This window comes from Niastella sp. OAS944 (assembly GCA_024809215.1).
GTDB lineage: Bacteria > Bacteroidota > Bacteroidia > Chitinophagales > Chitinophagaceae > Niastella.
Map to the genome: position 1 here is coordinate 54,790 of JANUBW010000010.1, position 16,069 is coordinate 70,858.

General features: G+C 42.6%; 13 protein-coding genes and 1 tRNA gene. 8 read left to right on the forward strand and 6 right to left on the reverse strand.

All coding sequences use genetic code 11. The features are described from left to right. Nucleotides 1-111: 111 nt before the first annotated feature. Both GGD38_RS30245 and GGD38_RS30250 read right to left on the reverse strand, forming a co-directional pair. Nucleotides 112-483, reverse strand: a complete 372-nt coding sequence (locus GGD38_RS30245) for a helix-turn-helix domain-containing protein (RefSeq protein ID WP_375303506.1) — start codon at nt 481-483, stop codon at nt 112-114. Between the two features lie 89 nt (nt 484-572). Further along, entirely contained in the window at nt 573-980 is a 408-nt protein-coding gene (locus GGD38_RS30250) for a helix-turn-helix domain-containing protein (RefSeq protein ID WP_375303505.1), read from the reverse strand. 540 nt (nt 981-1,520) lie between these two features. On the opposite strand from GGD38_RS30250, the gene xth reads away from it, so the two are divergent. Both xth and GGD38_RS30260 read left to right on the forward strand, forming a co-directional pair. Further along, complete coding sequence (gene xth / locus GGD38_RS30255) at nt 1,521-2,303, forward strand: exodeoxyribonuclease III (RefSeq protein ID WP_375303504.1); 783 nt, start codon at nt 1,521-1,523, stop codon at nt 2,301-2,303. Nucleotides 2,304-2,309: 6 nt separating this feature from the next. Beyond that, complete coding sequence (locus GGD38_RS30260; RefSeq protein ID WP_375303503.1) at nt 2,310-3,251, forward strand: glycoside hydrolase family 43 protein; 942 nt, start codon at nt 2,310-2,312, stop codon at nt 3,249-3,251. On the opposite strand, the gene GGD38_RS30265 is transcribed toward GGD38_RS30260, so the two are convergent. Then, nucleotides 3,181-3,570, reverse strand: coding sequence for a winged helix-turn-helix transcriptional regulator (locus tag GGD38_RS30265; RefSeq protein ID WP_375303502.1), 390 nt, complete (start codon nt 3,568-3,570; stop codon nt 3,181-3,183). The genes GGD38_RS30260 and GGD38_RS30265 overlap by 71 nt on opposite strands. 96 nt (nt 3,571-3,666) lie before the next feature. On the opposite strand from GGD38_RS30265, the gene GGD38_RS30270 reads away from it, so the two are divergent. From GGD38_RS30270 to GGD38_RS30285, 4 genes are all read left to right on the forward strand, one after another. After that, the gene (locus tag GGD38_RS30270) at nt 3,667-5,058 is read left to right on the forward strand and encodes an MFS transporter (protein ID WP_375303501.1); all 1,392 of its coding nucleotides are present in this window, start codon (nt 3,667-3,669) and stop codon (nt 5,056-5,058) included. 361 nt (nt 5,059-5,419) lie between these two features. After that, a complete protein-coding gene (locus GGD38_RS30275; RefSeq protein WP_375303500.1) occupies nt 5,420-6,046 on the forward strand; it encodes an RNA polymerase sigma factor in 627 nt (208 codons plus the stop codon). A gap of 81 nt (nt 6,047-6,127) precedes the next feature. Continuing rightward, nucleotides 6,128-7,348, forward strand: coding sequence for a FecR family protein (locus GGD38_RS30280; protein ID WP_375303499.1), 1,221 nt, complete (start codon nt 6,128-6,130; stop codon nt 7,346-7,348). Between the two features lie 219 nt (nt 7,349-7,567). Continuing rightward, the gene (locus GGD38_RS30285) at nt 7,568-10,951 is read left to right on the forward strand and encodes a hypothetical protein (RefSeq protein ID WP_375303498.1); all 3,384 of its coding nucleotides are present in this window, start codon (nt 7,568-7,570) and stop codon (nt 10,949-10,951) included. A gap of 57 nt (nt 10,952-11,008) precedes the next feature. Here GGD38_RS30285 and GGD38_RS30290 read toward each other — a convergent pair whose 3' ends face one another. Together GGD38_RS30290 and GGD38_RS30295 are read right to left on the reverse strand one after the other, a co-directional pair. Further along, the gene (locus tag GGD38_RS30290) at nt 11,009-11,272 is read right to left on the reverse strand and encodes a hypothetical protein (protein ID WP_375303497.1); all 264 of its coding nucleotides are present in this window, start codon (nt 11,270-11,272) and stop codon (nt 11,009-11,011) included. A gap of 459 nt (nt 11,273-11,731) precedes the next feature. Further along, nucleotides 11,732-11,802, reverse strand: a tRNA-Gln gene (locus tag GGD38_RS30295). 153 nt (nt 11,803-11,955) lie between these two features. Between GGD38_RS30295 and GGD38_RS30300 the strand changes: the two genes are divergently transcribed. Beyond that, entirely contained in the window at nt 11,956-13,293 is a 1,338-nt protein-coding gene (locus GGD38_RS30300) for an aminotransferase class V-fold PLP-dependent enzyme (RefSeq protein WP_375303496.1), read from the forward strand. Between the two features lie 50 nt (nt 13,294-13,343). Here the strand turns inward: GGD38_RS30300 and tyrS are convergent, their stop codons facing one another. Next, nucleotides 13,344-14,588 (reverse strand): tyrosine--tRNA ligase, encoded by a 1,245-nt coding sequence (gene tyrS / locus GGD38_RS30305; RefSeq protein WP_375303495.1) that lies wholly within the window; start codon nt 14,586-14,588, stop codon nt 13,344-13,346. A gap of 359 nt (nt 14,589-14,947) precedes the next feature. Here tyrS and GGD38_RS30310 point away from each other — a divergent pair, with 359 nt between their 5' ends. Further along, nucleotides 14,948-16,057: a PorV/PorQ family protein gene (locus GGD38_RS30310; RefSeq protein WP_375303494.1), complete on the forward strand. Its 1,110-nt coding sequence runs from the start codon at nt 14,948-14,950 to the stop codon at nt 16,055-16,057. Nucleotides 16,058-16,069: the final 12 nt, after the last annotated feature.

A 16,069-nucleotide genomic window follows, 5' to 3' on the forward strand; every position in this document is an offset into this window, starting at 1 on the left:
TCATTCATTTTGTGTTATCGTTGAATCCATATGCAAGATACACTGTGAAAAGTAGCGATTTGGTATAATTGTGTAGCGATTCGGTATTTTCTTTCGCTACAATATACATCATTATACGCTTTCGTAACGGTAATTGCTGAATGAATTAGTGCTCTTGCTATTTCTCCACTCTGATGGCGTTTGTCCTGTCAGCTTTTTGAACTGGATGTAAAAGTTGCTTTTATCAAGCCCTACTTTGTCTGCAATAAATCCAATGGTGCGGTCGGTGCTTTCTAACATTTCTTTAGCTTTTTCTATTCGCAGTTTGGTAATGTACGAATGCACATTATCGTTTGAAACTGCTTTGAAGGCAAATTTCAACTTAAACTTGTTCATCCCAAACTTGTGAACGAGGTAATCGTAATCGTAATGTTCCTGGTAATGTGTTTCTAAAAATTGTTTGATCTCAAGTGCCTTGTTAAGGTCTTCATTCTTTAGGCGCATGGTGATAAGGTTTCCTGATGAGAAAATAATACAGCTCCCTTGTCTAATAGAAGGGTAGGGCTGCACAGTAACAGATCGTGTACGGAATGTTAAAGATTTTCGTCGGGGAAAAGGGGTTTCATTATGTATGGATAGGTGCCCTTAGGTGCGCTCAATTGTAACTTACGCCATTTTGATGGCGCCATGCCGGTATACCTTTTATACATCTTGCTAAATGGCTCGGTGGTGTCGTAGCCACAGGCCCAGGCTATTTCGTATATGCGTAGTTTGTTTTGGAGTAACAGTATGATGCCTTCATGGGCGCGGTGTTCCATCATAAACTCATACGGTGTGAACATTTGCGATTCCTTAAAGAGCACATTCAGTTTTTTCGGACTCATACCAACCCGGCGAGCCAGCCGGTTGAGCGAAAATGGTTTGTTAAAATCAACTTCAATAATTTCCTTGGCCTTTATTATTTTCTTCCGGTCGGCGGCTGTGCTTTTGTACTTTTTCATAATATAGGTTAAGGCATGTGAAATGATGTAGTTATTATGTTATACTTTCGCTAGTGGTAACCGTTAGAATTACTGCTGTTGGTAGATCAGTCGCTTTCTGTTTTGTAAATGTAGAGAACAATACAAATGCTCTTCAATATTTATATTAGCTTTATGTATTTTCCTGTAAATTAAGTATGTGCATTTTTGAATTTTGCCAAAAAGACGAAACTCGCATTACACCGGCACCGGATGGACAACTTCACCATTTCTCAAAATATGATCATTCAATGAAACATAGGCCAGGCAACAGTTTGGCGTAACAACAAACCGCCGGCCAGCCTTTACTGTTTTTTGAAATTTATTTTACGGCAGCTGGTATTTCTGGAAAAAATCCCAGATCAGGTCAGTAGCGTCAAACGCTTTCCAGCGAAAAGGTATTGCTGTCGTTATAATTTGGCGGCAGGTTAAGTAAATAAGAACGTGCATAACCATCTACCTGTATATAAAATAGCTGGCATGCAATTTTCCGTATTTTAAAACTTATACATCCTATGTATCATGAAGATCGCTACCTATAACGTCAATGGCATCAATGGCCGGCTGGCCGTTCTGCTCCGCTGGCTAAAAGAGGCCAAGCCCGATGTGGTTTGCCTGCAGGAGCTAAAGTCGCCTAGTGAGCGCTTCCTTCTACAGCAAATTGAGGCGGTTGGGTACCAGGCCATTTGGCACGGACAAAAATCGTGGAATGGCGTGGCTATTCTTTCCCGCTCCTTACCCATACAGGAAGTGCGGCGACAACTGCCCGGCGACCCTAAAGATGAACATAGCCGCTACCTTGAAGCCGTTGTTGGGCAAATGGTAATTGCCTGCGTATACTGCCCTAACGGAAACCCGTACCCAGGCAGTAAGTTCGATTATAAACTGAAATGGTATAAACGTTTATCGGCCCATGCAAAAGCATTATTGAAACATGATGTGCCAGTAGCATTGGTGGGCGATTTTAATGTAATGCCTACCGAACTGGATGTGTACAAACCCGAAAAATATATAAACGATGCGCTGTTTAGAAAAGAGGTGCGGGCCGCATACGCCCGTTTGCTGAAGTTGGGTTATACAGATGCAATACGAACACTTCATCCCAATGAAGTCATCTATACATTTTGGGATTACTTGCGATTTGCCTGGCAACGGAACGCCGGCCTCAGGCTCGATCATTTTCTATTAAACAGTCATCTTGCAAAACGGTTGCGCAAAGGCGGTGTTGATAAACACGTTCGAGGTTGGGAAAAAGCAAGCGATCATGCGCCGGCGTGGATTGAACTAAAGAAATCACTAAAATAATTGAGTATGGCAACAACAGTCAATGATCAATATGGCAACCCTGTTATCAGGCATAAGTATACGGCTGACCCCGCAGCCATTGTACACAATGGCACAGTGTATTTATATACGGGGCACGATGAACCGCCGGCTGGCGTAGAAGATTATGCAATGAACGACTGGCTTTGCTTTTCCTCCAAAGACATGGTTAACTGGAAGGAACACCCGGTACCATTGCGCGCAACTGATTTTGCCTGGGCAAGCGGCGATGCCTATGCGTCGCAGGTGATTGAGCGAAATGGAAAGTTCTATTGGTATGTAGCGGTATCGCATGGCGCCATTGCCGGCAAGGCCATTGGTGTGGCCGTGGCTTCTACACCTGAAGGTCCTTTTACAGATGCCATTGGAAAGGCCCTGATCACCAATGAGACCATTGGCATACCTGGCGAAAACAAGATCAACCTCGACCCTACGGTGCTTATTGATGATGACAACCAGGCTTATTTATTTTGGGGCAACTCACAGTGTTATTATGTAAAGCTTAAGGAAAATATGATTGAATTGGATGGGCCCATTCAAAAAGTATCATTACCTGAATTTACCGAAGGCGCGTGGATCCATAAACGGAATGACTGGTATTATTTGCTTTATGGGTATGGTTTTCCTGAAAAGGTAGCATATGCCATGAGCAGGCGTATTGATGGTCCCTGGGAATTTAAAGGCATCATCAATGAAATTGCCGGCAACTGTAAAACCAATTCACCGGCCATTCTTGATTTTAAGGGCAACACCTATTTCATTTATCATAATGGCGGTTTGCCCGAAGGCGGCAGTCATCGCCGTTCGGTATGCATCGACTATTTGTATTTTAATGCGGATGGAACCATTCAAAAGATCCTTATGACCTCTGATGGCGTGCAGGCAGTTGCTGCTCATACAACCCGCCCCATTGGCACAACGCATCCATAATAGGAATAAGTTGTTTGCCCAATTCTGTAAGTTTATACTCCACCCGTGGCGGCACTTCGGGAAAAACTTCGCGGGTAAGAATGCCGTCGCGCTCCAACTCACGCAACTGCGCAGTGAGCGTGGTTTGGGTAATATATTTCATTTCTTTTCGTAGCTCACCAAAACGCTTGGGGCATTCCTTACGAATACTGTCGAGCAGCAACAATTTCCACTTGCCACCTATAGCCTGCAGGGCAGCGGTCATTGGATTTTTTTCGTTTTCACCCGATTTTTTTTGATCGCTAACCGCCTGATGTTCATCAATAGTATTGTTTTTCATACTTAGTATGTTGTATGGCCCTACTTGTTTGCCAGCGTGGCCGTGCTCAAATTTGAGGTTGATTAAAGAAAACATTCAACATACAGATTTAGTTTTATGCATACCTCATTTTATCCGTCAACTGTTTCCGTTTCCCGTTGGGCCTCCTTATTGATCGCTTCCACGGCTGCTTTTTTGTCGGTTATTGACCTGTTTATCGTAAATGTCGCATTGCCTTCTATTCGCGAAGGTATTGGTGGCACCAATGGCGATACGCAGCTGGTGATTGCGCTTTATTTATTGGGGCATGCTATTTTTCTTATCACCGGTGGCCGCCTGGGCGATCATTATGGCCGCAAAAGGATCTTTGTATGGTCGATGCTGTTATTTACAATAGCCTCGGGTTTTTGTGGAATGGCGCAGAACGCCACCCAGCTTAATGTAGCGCGTTTTTGTCAGGGAGCATTTGCGGCCTTTATGGTGCCGCAAAGTATAGCCTACATACAGGTGCTGTTTCCTAAACATGAAGAGCGGGTAAAGGCCCTGGGCGTGTATGGCGCTATAGCAGGCACGGCTTCTGTTATTGGCCAGTTCCTGGGCGGCGTGCTTCCTGCGGTGCAAAGCGTAATTGCCGGCTGGCGCTGGTTGTTCCTGGTGAACCTGCCTATAGGTTTACTCGCTGCATTTATTGCATGGCGCTGGTTACAGGAATCAAAACCCGCAACCGATAGCCGGCCCGATTACCCGGGCGTTGTATTACTAAGCACGGGGTTGATCTGTTTGATCTATCCACTCATCAGGGGCCGTGAAATGGGCTGGCCATGGTGGAGCTTATTGTTACTGCCGCTTTCATTATTGATACTTTCATTATTTGTATATGATCAACACCGTAAGCAACGTACAGGAAAGGCGTTCCTTATAGATCTGCGTTTGTTCACCTTTCGTGATTTCAATATTGGGCTGGGCGCGGTGATCGCTTATTTCATAGTACAGGATTCTTATTTTCTTATCAATACTATCTTGTGGCAATCAGGGTTGGGCATGCGGTCGGTAACAACAGGCAACTATTTTGTATTGCAGGGAATAGGTTATGTAGTAGCGGCAGTTTCCTCTATACGGCTTGTGAGCAGATATGGTAAAAAGGTATTACAGGCAGGCGTACTGTTAATGCTGGTTATGCTTGTGTTGCATGTTGTATTGATAAACAACCGGCATCTTTTGCTGGTGGTACTTTTCCTATATGGAGTTGGCTGTGGGTCGGTGCTACCATCACTGCTTACGTTGGCGCTGCGTAATATTCCACCAACATTGGCCGGCACGGCCGCCGGTACTTATGCCACCTTTCAACAAACCGCTATTGCTTTGGGTGTATGTATAACTGGTGGATTGTTCTTTCAGTTATTGGGCGATGCACCCGCATTGCATAATTGGTTAATGGCTTATCGCTGGGCTACGGGCGTGAATATGTTTTTTCTGGTGATGGTGAGTTGGTTTTTGTGGAGGTTGTAATGACTCCATCATCAAAAGTTTAGTCCTGCTTTAAACGGACATGGGTACAGTCAGGTATTAGCATATGTTGATCATCCATGTTAACGTTGGATGAATTTGTCATGTGTATGTCAGACAATAATTTTTTTTGGAAATAGAATAATTCTTTATTACTTGCATCGGCATACAAGTGTTAGTTAAAGGATTCCGCTACATTACCATATACATTAAACCTGCTTATTTACACCACATTACCACATTCGTGTGTTGCATAACACATCTGTAACCTTTTGCCTGTATTGATTACCTGGCCTGAAGTGTAGGCGCACCTTATTCAGATAAATTTTTGCCAAAAGATCTAAGCAATACCAAACCATTTTTTATGGAACCCATTCTACTAACTGCTAATGATGTTTTACAATTCAATGCCGGCGACGGCAACGCCTTTGATAAGGTTTACAAAGCTTTTTTTAAGTATGTATTTCACATTACCCGCAGATACTTAAGCGACGAAGACGATGCAAGGGACATTACCCAGGAAACCTTTATAACGCTTTGGAAGCATGAAGGACAATTCGAGACCGGTCAAAATATAAAAGCCTTTGTGTCGATCACTGCCCGAAATGCATGCCTTAATTTGATCCGAAACAGAATAAGGGCCAACAAAGAATTGCGCAAAGTGGCTGATGGCATAAACGTAGCCGTTGATCATGAGGACTTTGAAGAAATAGAACGTAAGGAATTACGAATGCTGGTTGAGGCAAATACGCTGGAAGTATTAACCCAGGCAATTGCGAAGTTGCCCGAGGATAAACGCGAAGCAGTAAACCTGTACTATTTCGGCAATCTTACTAAAGTAGAAATTGGCCAACGGTGTGGTATAAGTCCAACCGCTGCAGCAAAAAGGCTCAACAAAGCTATAGACCTACTGCGTATCAATCTGTTACCACGCAATATTACTTTCGTGTTTGCGGTCGTAGCATATTTCTTAAAAAATCTTCTTAAATAAAGGTTCATTTTCTTACAATCTGGTGTTTCTATATAAAGCAGCAATATTACTGCGCTGTTTTGATAACCGAATTGGAACACCATGGCCGAAAAGTTTGAGGACATATCTGAACTGGTTATAGCCTATATAACGAAACAGTTATCCGAAGATCAGGAACGGACCTTAAACGCCTGGGTTGAAGAGTCGCCTGCAAACAAGGAATGGCTGCAACAGTGGGATGACATATCATGGATAGCCCATGAACTGGAGGAATACAACGAACCGGATGTTGACGAAGCCCTTAGTGAATTTTATACATTAATAGAGCAAAAAGGAATAGGAGCCAGAAAAACGCCCGCTTCAAAGCCAAAACCGCGGTTATTATGGAAGTATATCGCTGCTGCCGCTGCAGTAACAGGATTGCTTATTGGCGCATGGAAGTATGACCTTTATACGAGTAAGCCTTCGCCCTCAATTACCACTACAGATAATAATAAGAAATCAGTTGATTCAATCAACGGGGAACATATTACCCTTGCATTAACGGATAGAGCCAATTTGATGATCGACGATTTACCAAATGGCGTGATCTGCAGCCAGGCAGGCGTTGAAGTTATTAAACAGGACAGCGTTTTGCAATACAAAAGGGTAAGCCAGTATGCAGCCGCATTAGATGTGATTCATACAATAAGTACTGGTAAGGGTAAACGTTTACGGGTAATATTGTTAGATAATAGTTCTGTTTGGCTAAATGCAGCTTCCTCTATTCGTATTCCGCTTGCTTACAAAACAGAACGAAAGATGGAGATGACGGGTGAGGTATATATAGAGGTGTACAAAGATAAATTGCATCCATTTATATTAACAGCCGACAGGATGAAGGTAGAAGTATTAGGGACAAAATTTAATGTAAATACGTACGATCCTGCAAAAACAGTCGCTTTGCTCGAGGGCAGAATAAAGATCAGAAATGGTAAAGCCGAATCAATACTTAGTGTGCCGGGAGAAACGGCCCTGGTTGGTAATAATTCAAAAATTGAGATAGACAGGGCCAAAGATGAGAAAGATATCGAAAAGATATCTGCCTGGCGAACCGGTGCATTTAACTTTAGAAAAGATCATATAACCGATGCTTTGCGGGAAATTGAAAGATGGTATGGTGTTGAGGTTAAGTATATCAATATTCCGCCAACCGTCATTAGCAATTCTTCATTCTTAAGAAGTACGACCTTGCCTGAAGCGATACGTCTGATAAGTAAGGTTGATAGCAACCTAACGATATTCAAACAGGACAACGTACTGATTGTGTCATACAAAAAGTAGCATATGAACATCTGCGTTCTTCCTTAATTGACCATTACCATAAGCCTTTTCCTGTTTGAACCCACTGAAAGCTGCTGCCATGGTTTCCATGGCATGCAGCACAGTGATTCCCCAACGAACTGCAAATAATTCAAGTTTATAGCACAATCTTACCTCATGGACTAAACTTAAAGAATGGAAAGCTATTCTTCTTAAAGGTTAAAACAAAACTGACTTAGTATGCGTAAAATTGCTTGCCTGTTAGCACTTGTGTTATTAAATTTTCTTTCGCAGGCTCAAACAAAAACGAAGACGTTTAATTTTCACAAAAGGAATTGTACGGTAATTGAAGTGCTAGATGCGATTAAAGATAACATGGATGTTCACCATATTAACTCTTATAATTTATTGGAGAATGCCAAAAAGATCTCTGTATCATTTACCAACGCTACCATTGAAAAAGTGCTGGAGGTTTGCAGTAAAAATCAATACTTCACCCTTACGTTGGAAGATGGTGTCATTATTGTAAAGCCCAGGACGATTAATTTTTATGCTGTCATAGTTGACGATCACGGGACTCCTATTGCCGGCGCTACCATTTATATAGAAGGAAGAGAAAACGAAACGAGTAATAACAGGGGCGAAGTTTATTTGAAAAATGTTTTTGCGAATGCCAAAATAAAAATAACCGCAGTTAATATTGAAAGTTTGGAAATGTACCTGGAAGGAAAAACCAACCAGGAAATTCAGGTTAAAAGAAGCACCCACACGCTCAATGGAATTTCTGTGTTGGGTAGCACCGGGTATCAAATTATACATAGAAAACATTCATCTACCGGCTTTTTTGTAATTAGTAATGCGGCCTTTAACCAGCAAAGCACCAATAAGATCTCTGAGCGAATAAGGGGCATTAGTTTAGGTGTGTCGCCAACCGTAAATAAGGTTTCGGGTGTGAACATGCCTAAGTTGTTCTCCGTTAGCCTGAGAACAACCATCCTCGCCATGAGCGATCCACTTATTGTGGTTGATAATTTGCCCTTTTTTGAAAGCATAGATGACTTGAATCCGGATGATATATGGAGCATTTCCATACATAAAGATGCATCGGCAACAGCACAATGGGGTTCGAAAAGCGGCAACGGGGTAATTGTTATTACTACTAAAAGTGGGAAGTATGGTCAGCCCAGAGAATTTGCTATAAACTCATCACTTACCGTAGGGCAGGAGCCAGATGTGTTTTATTATCCTATCATGGACCCAAACGATAAGTTAGCACTTACCAAATATTTATTTGAAAGTGGCTATTATAAGGACCTCGAAGATTCGCCCATACCACTTGCTTTACCCACGGCTGTTGAGAAACTTATTTCAAACAGGAAGGGTGACTTATCAGATGAAGACCTGGCATTACAGCTCAACGCGCTGAAATATGATAAGAGAGAAGATCTGCGCAAGTATGTTTATCGTAAAAATATGGAAAAGCATTTTTCGGCGAGAGTGTCTGGTGGCACGGCAGATCACAGTTACTATTTGTCGATAGGTTATGATAAGAACGAACCCGTTATTCAGGGGAGCTGGACTACAAAGAAAAGTCTGTTCCTGAATCATAGCTATCATTATAAAAACTGGCTCGAAATTTCATCAGCGGTTTTATATCTGGAAAACCAATCGCACAATAATGAGGGAGTGCCGGAATCGCGGGAGCCAATGGCTAACGCAAATGGAGATCCGGTGTCGCAACCGCGCGATTGGCGTCAGGCTTATATTGATACCGCTGGTAAAAAGTTTTTGCTCGACTGGAACTTTCGTCCCTTGCAGGATTTCAGGCTGCGAAATATAACAAGGAAAGATGTAAATCTGCTGCTAAGAACTTCCTGGAAAGTGCAACTTTTAAATGGGTTACACTTTAATGTTTTATACCAATATCAAAAGATTGATGGTGAAAGACAAGATGTTAAAAACGCTGAAAGTTATTATGTAAGAGACCTGATCAATGGCTATAGTCAACGGATCGCAAACGGGGTTTACAGGCCTATTCCTGTGGGTAACATACTCGATCAGGTTAATACACATAAAGTGGTTAATAATCTTCGTACGCAGCTGTTAGGACAGAGAAAGTTCGGTACCAGGCATGCCATGAAAATACAGACCGGGTTAGAAAAAATAAGAATGACTACAAATGTAAGCCCCATTTTAATTTACGGTTACCAGCCTAATTTACCCAATGCCCAGAGTAACCTGAATTATACGAGTCACTTTTCGCAATATGCAAATCCTTTTTCATCTCTGCTAATTCCATCTGCTTCAGCTTCTTCGTATTCCGAAGCCAACTATCTCTCTTATTTTGCTATTGCCAATTACGATTACAATTCAAGAGTCAATTTTTCGGCCAGCGCCCGAATGGACAAAACAGAGCTGTTCCCTGAAATAGTTAGCTCAAAATTCATTACGTTATTTTCATCGGGCATAGGATGGAACATAAGTGCGGAGCCCTTTTATAAATTAGACTGGTTACCGTATTTGAAATTAAGATTGAACTATGGCGCTAATGGAAATGCTCCTCTAACTACCATTGTTACTCCCATTAACCAGTCGGTTACCAGGGTAACAGGCAATGCGCTTTCTGGATTGCCCCGCCCTGGTTGGGAAAAGGTAAATACACTAAGCGCCGGTTTTGATATAGGTACAAGAAATAATTATATAGAAGCCTGTGTGGATGTTTATCAAAAAAATGCCAAAAATTTAGTGGGTTTGCGACAGTTAAGACCTGATGCGGCAGATAGTTTGGTGACCGATAATATTGGTGAAATGAAAGGATATGGTGTTGATGTGGTTTTTTCAAGTATAAATATCAGGAGGAGGTTTAAGTGGACCACTAAGTTGCTCTTTAGTTATGTAGCGGATAAAATTACCAGGTACTCAGATACTACAATGCCTGGGTGGAAGATTTGTGAACAGCATTACCAGGGCATAGTGGTTGGTAAACCGCTTTATGGGGTTTTTAGTTACCGGTATGCGGGATTGGAGAAAGAAACCGGTGATCCGCAAGGTTACCTTGATGGCCACATAAGTAAGAACTATTCTGAAATTGTAAAGCGTCCGGGAGCAAGAGAATTGCGCTATCATGGCAGGTCAACGCCGGCCGTGTTTGGCAGCCTTATCAATCAGTTTTCGTTTGGGGCTTTCAGTATGTCTGTCATAGTATCTTATAAATTGGGTTATTATTTCCGGCGAACATCTGTTAACTACGATCGGTTAATTAAGGGTATTTCTGAGGGGTCTGCTGATTATAAAGACCGTTGGAAGAAGGCAGGCGATGAGTTAAAGACAAACATCCCTTCTCTGGTCACAACCCTACAACCAGGCAGGGATGACTTCTTTGCCTATAATGAAACGCTGGTAGAAAAAGGTGATCACATCAGGTTGCAGGCAATAAACACAAGTGTTGATTTGCCCGTTAAAAATTTGAATAAGTATTACCTGCAATCGTGCAACCTCTATTTGAATGTCAACAACCTGGGCATCATGTGGCGTGCAAATAATTTCGGCATAGACCCTGATAATATTTCTTATTTTCCGGAACCCCGTTCGGTATGTGTAGGAGTTAAGATGAATTTCAGATAAAAATAAGACATCCGTATGGTTAGGGATGTCTTATTGTGTATATGAAACTTTTAAATTTTATTCTGGCCCAAAAGCGAAACTGCCTGTACGGCAAGGGATATAGGTATTTGGTTCTTCGGGATAAGGGCGATAATAAGTGCAAATCCCTATGTCCGAAACACAATGGTAACTGGAACCATACGAGCCAACGGCTATATAAGTGCTTCCCCATTTAAGGTATTGTTGTTGATCTGCGCATGCACGGATAGGTTTGGTGGCGAATGCCCCGCATATGGCAATGGCGATGGCTGCCATTATACAAAACACTTTAAACTTTCGCATAAACATGTTTTTAATGGTTAAAAAGAAGTTGCTATGAATAAATGAGAGTATGAGTAAATAATAGTTCGGTTAACATATACCGAACCTGATCATTACTGATATATCAAGTGAGCTGTAAGTGACTCAGCCGGTTGACAGATATTGTTTTATTTATAATACAACCGATTTGTATAGTTTGACAAAAGAAAATGCGAGAATATAAAGTTTCACCTTTAGTGAGCTAGTGCAGTATATGTAAAGCATGTTTAAACTTTGCCATCTTTACTTAAGTGATAAACAGACTGATTTTTGAGCATACCTGAATGGGGTGAGGATTGGCTTCGCCGATCCACTCCGCTTTACATTACCCAAAAAAACCAGCGCCTTCGGCGCTTTGGTTTTGCATTTTATCGGCTTTTGCGAACAAGTTCGTAACGCCGCTAAAATGCAAAACCCGCAGCATTCGCTGCGGGTTTCTTGTTGCCCGACCTGGATTCGAACCAAGACAAACAGAACCAAAATCTGTCGTACTACCATTATACTATCGGGCAGCCTTTGTTCCTTTTAGAAAGGAGTGCAAAAGTAAGGGCTTCTAACATTTCTCCCAAATGAAAATGGCACAAATTCATTATTTTTCATCAGAATTTTTTTTTCACCGTTAATTCAGTCAAAATACCAAACAACCTTGTCAAAAATTCAGTCACATGAGTACAGTAAATCGCCGATCTTTTTTACAAACCCTTAAAGCCCTCTCTGCCGGTACGCTGTTATCATCTTTTTCCCAGCCGGCCTGGAGCCGTAACCTGCAAAATGCCCTGGAATCCGCTCAAAGTAAAACACCCGATCAACTAGCTTCCGATGAAGATTTCTGGTACTTCATTCAACAATCCTACACCGTTTCGCCCTACCTCATCAATTTAAACAATGGGGGCGTGGCCCCTTCGCCCAAGCCGGTGCAGGATGCCATGAAGCGCTATTTCGACATGTGCAACGAAGCACCCAGCCATTTTATGTGGCGCATACTTGACCAGGGGCGCGAACCCCTGCGTAAAAACCTGGCACGTATAGCCGGTTGTAGCGCGGAAGAGATTGCTATTCAACGAAATGCGTCGGAAGCCCTGGAAACTATCATCTTTGGCTTACCCCTAAAAGCAGGCGATGAAGTGGTGCTGGCCAAACAAGATTATCCCAATGTAATGAACGCCTGGAAGCAACGCGAACTGCGCGACGGGATAAAACTGGTATGGCTCAACCTGCAATTGCCCAGCGAGGATACCGATTACCTGGTAAATGCCTATGCAAAAGCTTTTACCGCCAAAACCAAAGTGGTGCAGCTTACCCATGTAATAAACTGGAACGGACAAATAATGCCTGTTCGCGCCATTGCCGATGCCGCCCATCAAAAAGGTATTGATGTAATTGTAGATGGCGCCCACAGTTTTGCCCATTTTCAATATACCATTCCCGACCTGGGCGCCGATTATTATGGTACCAGTTTGCACAAATGGCTAAGCGCCTGTATTGGAGTAGGGGTGCTGTATGTAAAAAAAGAAAAGATAAAAAAACTGTTTCCCCTCTTTGCGCCACCCGACCCAACCCTCGATGATATTCGCAAATTTGAACACCTGGGCACCCGGCCTTTTTTTATTGAACAGGCAGTAGGCAAAGCCATTGAGTTTTATGAAATGATAGGCGCGCAGCGAAAAGAGCAACGCCTGCTGTACCTGAAGAATTACTGGATGGAAAAAGTAAAAGACATCCCTTACATTAAACTGGGCACATCGATGAAACCGGGTTTTGGCTGCGGCATCGGTTTGGTAACACTCGATCAGCCTGGTATAAAACCTGTTGATCTTGAAGTATTCCTTTGGAACAATTATAAAATACACACCACCAATGTTGACTACGAAAATATCAGGGGCGTGCGTATTACGCCTAACGTGTACACAACCACCAAGCAGTTAGATATATTGGTGGAAGGTATTCATGAGCATGCGAAATACAGAACTAAATTTCCTACGGGGCCGCTGGATCAAAAGTAAAAATTAAAAGGTCCGAAAGTTTCTCTTCCGGACCTTTTAATTTCATTTTCTTATTTCACATTCACCAGGTAAAAATGCTTTTTACCTTTCTGCACCAGTACGTATTGTCCGTGTAATAACAACGATGAATCAACGGTAGATTGTGCATCTTCCACTTTTTTGCGGTTAATGCTAACGCCGCCGCCCTGTACCATTTTACGGGCTTCACCTTTACTGGGGAATATCTTTGTTTCGGCTAAAAAAGTTACTACATCAACCCCTGTTTGAACTTTCGTCAACTCATAGTCGAACTTGGTTACTCCATCCATTCCTTCCAGGTCTTCGCGGGTAAGCGATTCGGCAGGTGCGTTTTGTTTACCAAAGGTTTTTTCAGTGGTTTCCAACGCTTCCTGGTAACCGGCTTCACCATGAACAAAAACCGTTACTTCTTTGGCCAGTGTTTTCTGTAACAAGCGGGCTGCTGCATCTTTACGATGGTCTTCTGTTAGCTGATCGATGGTGTCTTTAGAAAGGAACGTAAATATTTTTATCCATTTTTCGGCATCTGCATCAGCTGCGTTTATCCAAAACTGGTAAAATTCATAAGGCGAAGTTTTTTCTGGCGACAGCCATACATTGCCTTTTTCGCTTTTACCAAATTTACCGCCATCCGATTTGGTGAGCAGCGGGCAGGTAAGGGCAAACGCTTCGCCACCCATTTTACGGCGAATAAACTCAGTGCCAGTGGTAATATTACCCCATTGATCGCTGCCACCCATTTGCAGTTTGCAGTTTTTCTTCTGATATAACCAGTAAAAATCATAGCCCTGCATTAGTTGATAAGCAAACTCAGTATAGCTGATACCGGTTTCGCCTTCAATGCGTTTACGCACACTATCCTTGGCCATCATATAGTTTACGGTTATATGCTTACCGGCATCGCGTAAGAATTGAATGAATGAAATGCCTTTAAACCAATCGTAGTTATTGGCCATTTCAGCAGCATTGGGTTTTGATGCATCAAAGTCGAGAAACTTTTCAAGTTGATTTTTTATACCGTTGAGGTTTATCTGCAACTGTTCTTCACTTAAAAAATTTCTTTCTTCACTTTTACCGCTTGGGTCGCCAATCATACCGGTAGCGCCACCAATAAGGGCTATGGGCTTATGCCCGGCCTTTTGCATGTGTACCAGCAACAAGATAGGTACGAGGCTGCCTATGTGTAAGCTGTCCGACGTGGGGTCGAAACCGATATAGCCGGTGGTCATTTCTTTATTTAACTGATCTTCAGTTCCGGGCATAATATCTTGGATCATACCCCGCCATTGTAGTTCTGCTACCAGGTTCATATTGTATTGACATTAAACGAAATAATAAATACTTTTACCGATGACCGCGCAAAGGTTTTACATTTGCGCTACCTACATAAAACACCCGTTGTTTGATACATGGTTATATGTAGTAAATCAACGATTTATGCAAATGTACGGATTACCGGAACTTTGCCTAAAAGATGCAATATTTTAATTGTAAAATCGTTTGGAAGTGATGGCCCCGCCCTGTTTACATGGCTTCATTTTCATGCATTGTTTAGCTCGCTTTGCCAACGGGTGCAGCCAATATCCTAAAGAAATAGTCTAATTACAACAAGTTGCTTATTTCGAAAATTGGATCAATGAAAAGGACCCGTTTTTACGTTACCCTGCTGGTGTTAATGTTACAGCATTTTTCCTATGCCCAGTTCCGTAAATATTCTAATGAATTTTTGAATATTGGGGCCGGCGCCCGGGGCCTTGCAATGGCCAGCGCCCAGGTAGCATCAGTAAGTGATGGAACCGCCGGATACTGGAATCCGGCCGGATTAGTAAATGTGAAGGACAATCCCCAGGTTAACTTAATGCATGCCGAATATTTTGCCGGCATTGGTAAATACGATTACGGCAGTTTGGCCATTCCGTTAAAAGATAACAAACGGGTGTTAGGCTTGTCGCTTTTGCGTTTTGCCGTTGATGAAATTCCCAATACCACCGCCCTGGTTGAGGCAGATGGTTCTATTGATTTCCAAAATGTGACTTCCTTCTCTGCAGCCGATTATGCATTTTTAGTTTCGCTGGCCCAACAGATTAAGTCAACCGGTAAAAGCAAGATAAGCGGCGGGGTAAACGCCAAGATCATCCACCGCAAGGCTGGTGATATGGCCACTGCCTGGGGTTTTGGTTTTGATGCGGGTATTCAAATAGTGAATAACAAATGGAAGATAGGCATCATGGCCCGCGATGTAACTACTACGTTCAACGCCTGGTCGTTCAGCTTATCGCGGGAAATGCAGGAAGTGTTCTACCGCACCGGTAATGATATTCCAAGTAAAACAACCGAGCTCACAGCGCCCAAACTTATAGTGGGCGGTAGTTATAATTTCAGATTGAACAAGAACCTGAACCTTATGACTGAAGCCAATTTAGATTTTACGTTCGATGGCCGTCGCAATACAGTTCTTAGCACCAATGCCGTGAGCCTCGATCCCAAGCTTGGGCTCGAAGCGTCGTGGAAGAATGTGTTCTTTGTTAGGGCGGGTATAAACAATTTTCAAAGAGCATTGGATGATGACGATATCACCAACACAAAGAAAGTGTGGGTTTATCAGCCAGGTGTAGGCGCCGGTTTCAGGCTGTCGAATGTGCTGATAGATTATGCTTTTACCAACCTGGCCAATCAATCAAATCCGTTATATACCCATGTGTTTTCGTTAAAAGTGGACCTGGTTAAGAAGGGAAACAAAAAGTAAACTACCCTATTG

Coding starts and splice junctions, on each gene's coding strand:
- GGD38_RS30245 (WP_375303506.1), bottom strand. CDS start 483: ATGCGCCTAAAGAATGAAGACCTTAACAAGGCACTTGAGATCAAACAA.
- GGD38_RS30290 (WP_375303497.1), bottom strand. CDS start 11,272: ATGCGAAAGTTTAAAGTGTTTTGTATAATGGCAGCCATCGCCATTGCC.
- GGD38_RS30250 (WP_375303505.1), bottom strand. CDS start 980: ATGAAAAAGTACAAAAGCACAGCCGCCGACCGGAAGAAAATAATAAAG.
- tyrS (WP_375303495.1), bottom strand. CDS start 14,588: ATGATCCAAGATATTATGCCCGGAACTGAAGATCAGTTAAATAAAGAA.
- GGD38_RS30265 (WP_375303502.1), bottom strand. CDS start 3,570: ATGAAAAACAATACTATTGATGAACATCAGGCGGTTAGCGATCAAAAA.
- GGD38_RS30285 (WP_375303498.1), top strand. CDS start 7,568: ATGCGTAAAATTGCTTGCCTGTTAGCACTTGTGTTATTAAATTTTCTT.
- GGD38_RS30270 (WP_375303501.1), top strand. CDS start 3,667: ATGCATACCTCATTTTATCCGTCAACTGTTTCCGTTTCCCGTTGGGCC.
- GGD38_RS30300 (WP_375303496.1), top strand. CDS start 11,956: ATGAGTACAGTAAATCGCCGATCTTTTTTACAAACCCTTAAAGCCCTC.
- GGD38_RS30280 (WP_375303499.1), top strand. CDS start 6,128: ATGGCCGAAAAGTTTGAGGACATATCTGAACTGGTTATAGCCTATATA.
- GGD38_RS30275 (WP_375303500.1), top strand. CDS start 5,420: ATGGAACCCATTCTACTAACTGCTAATGATGTTTTACAATTCAATGCC.
- xth (WP_375303504.1), top strand. CDS start 1,521: ATGAAGATCGCTACCTATAACGTCAATGGCATCAATGGCCGGCTGGCC.
- GGD38_RS30310 (WP_375303494.1), top strand. CDS start 14,948: ATGAAAAGGACCCGTTTTTACGTTACCCTGCTGGTGTTAATGTTACAG.
- GGD38_RS30260 (WP_375303503.1), top strand. CDS start 2,310: ATGGCAACAACAGTCAATGATCAATATGGCAACCCTGTTATCAGGCAT.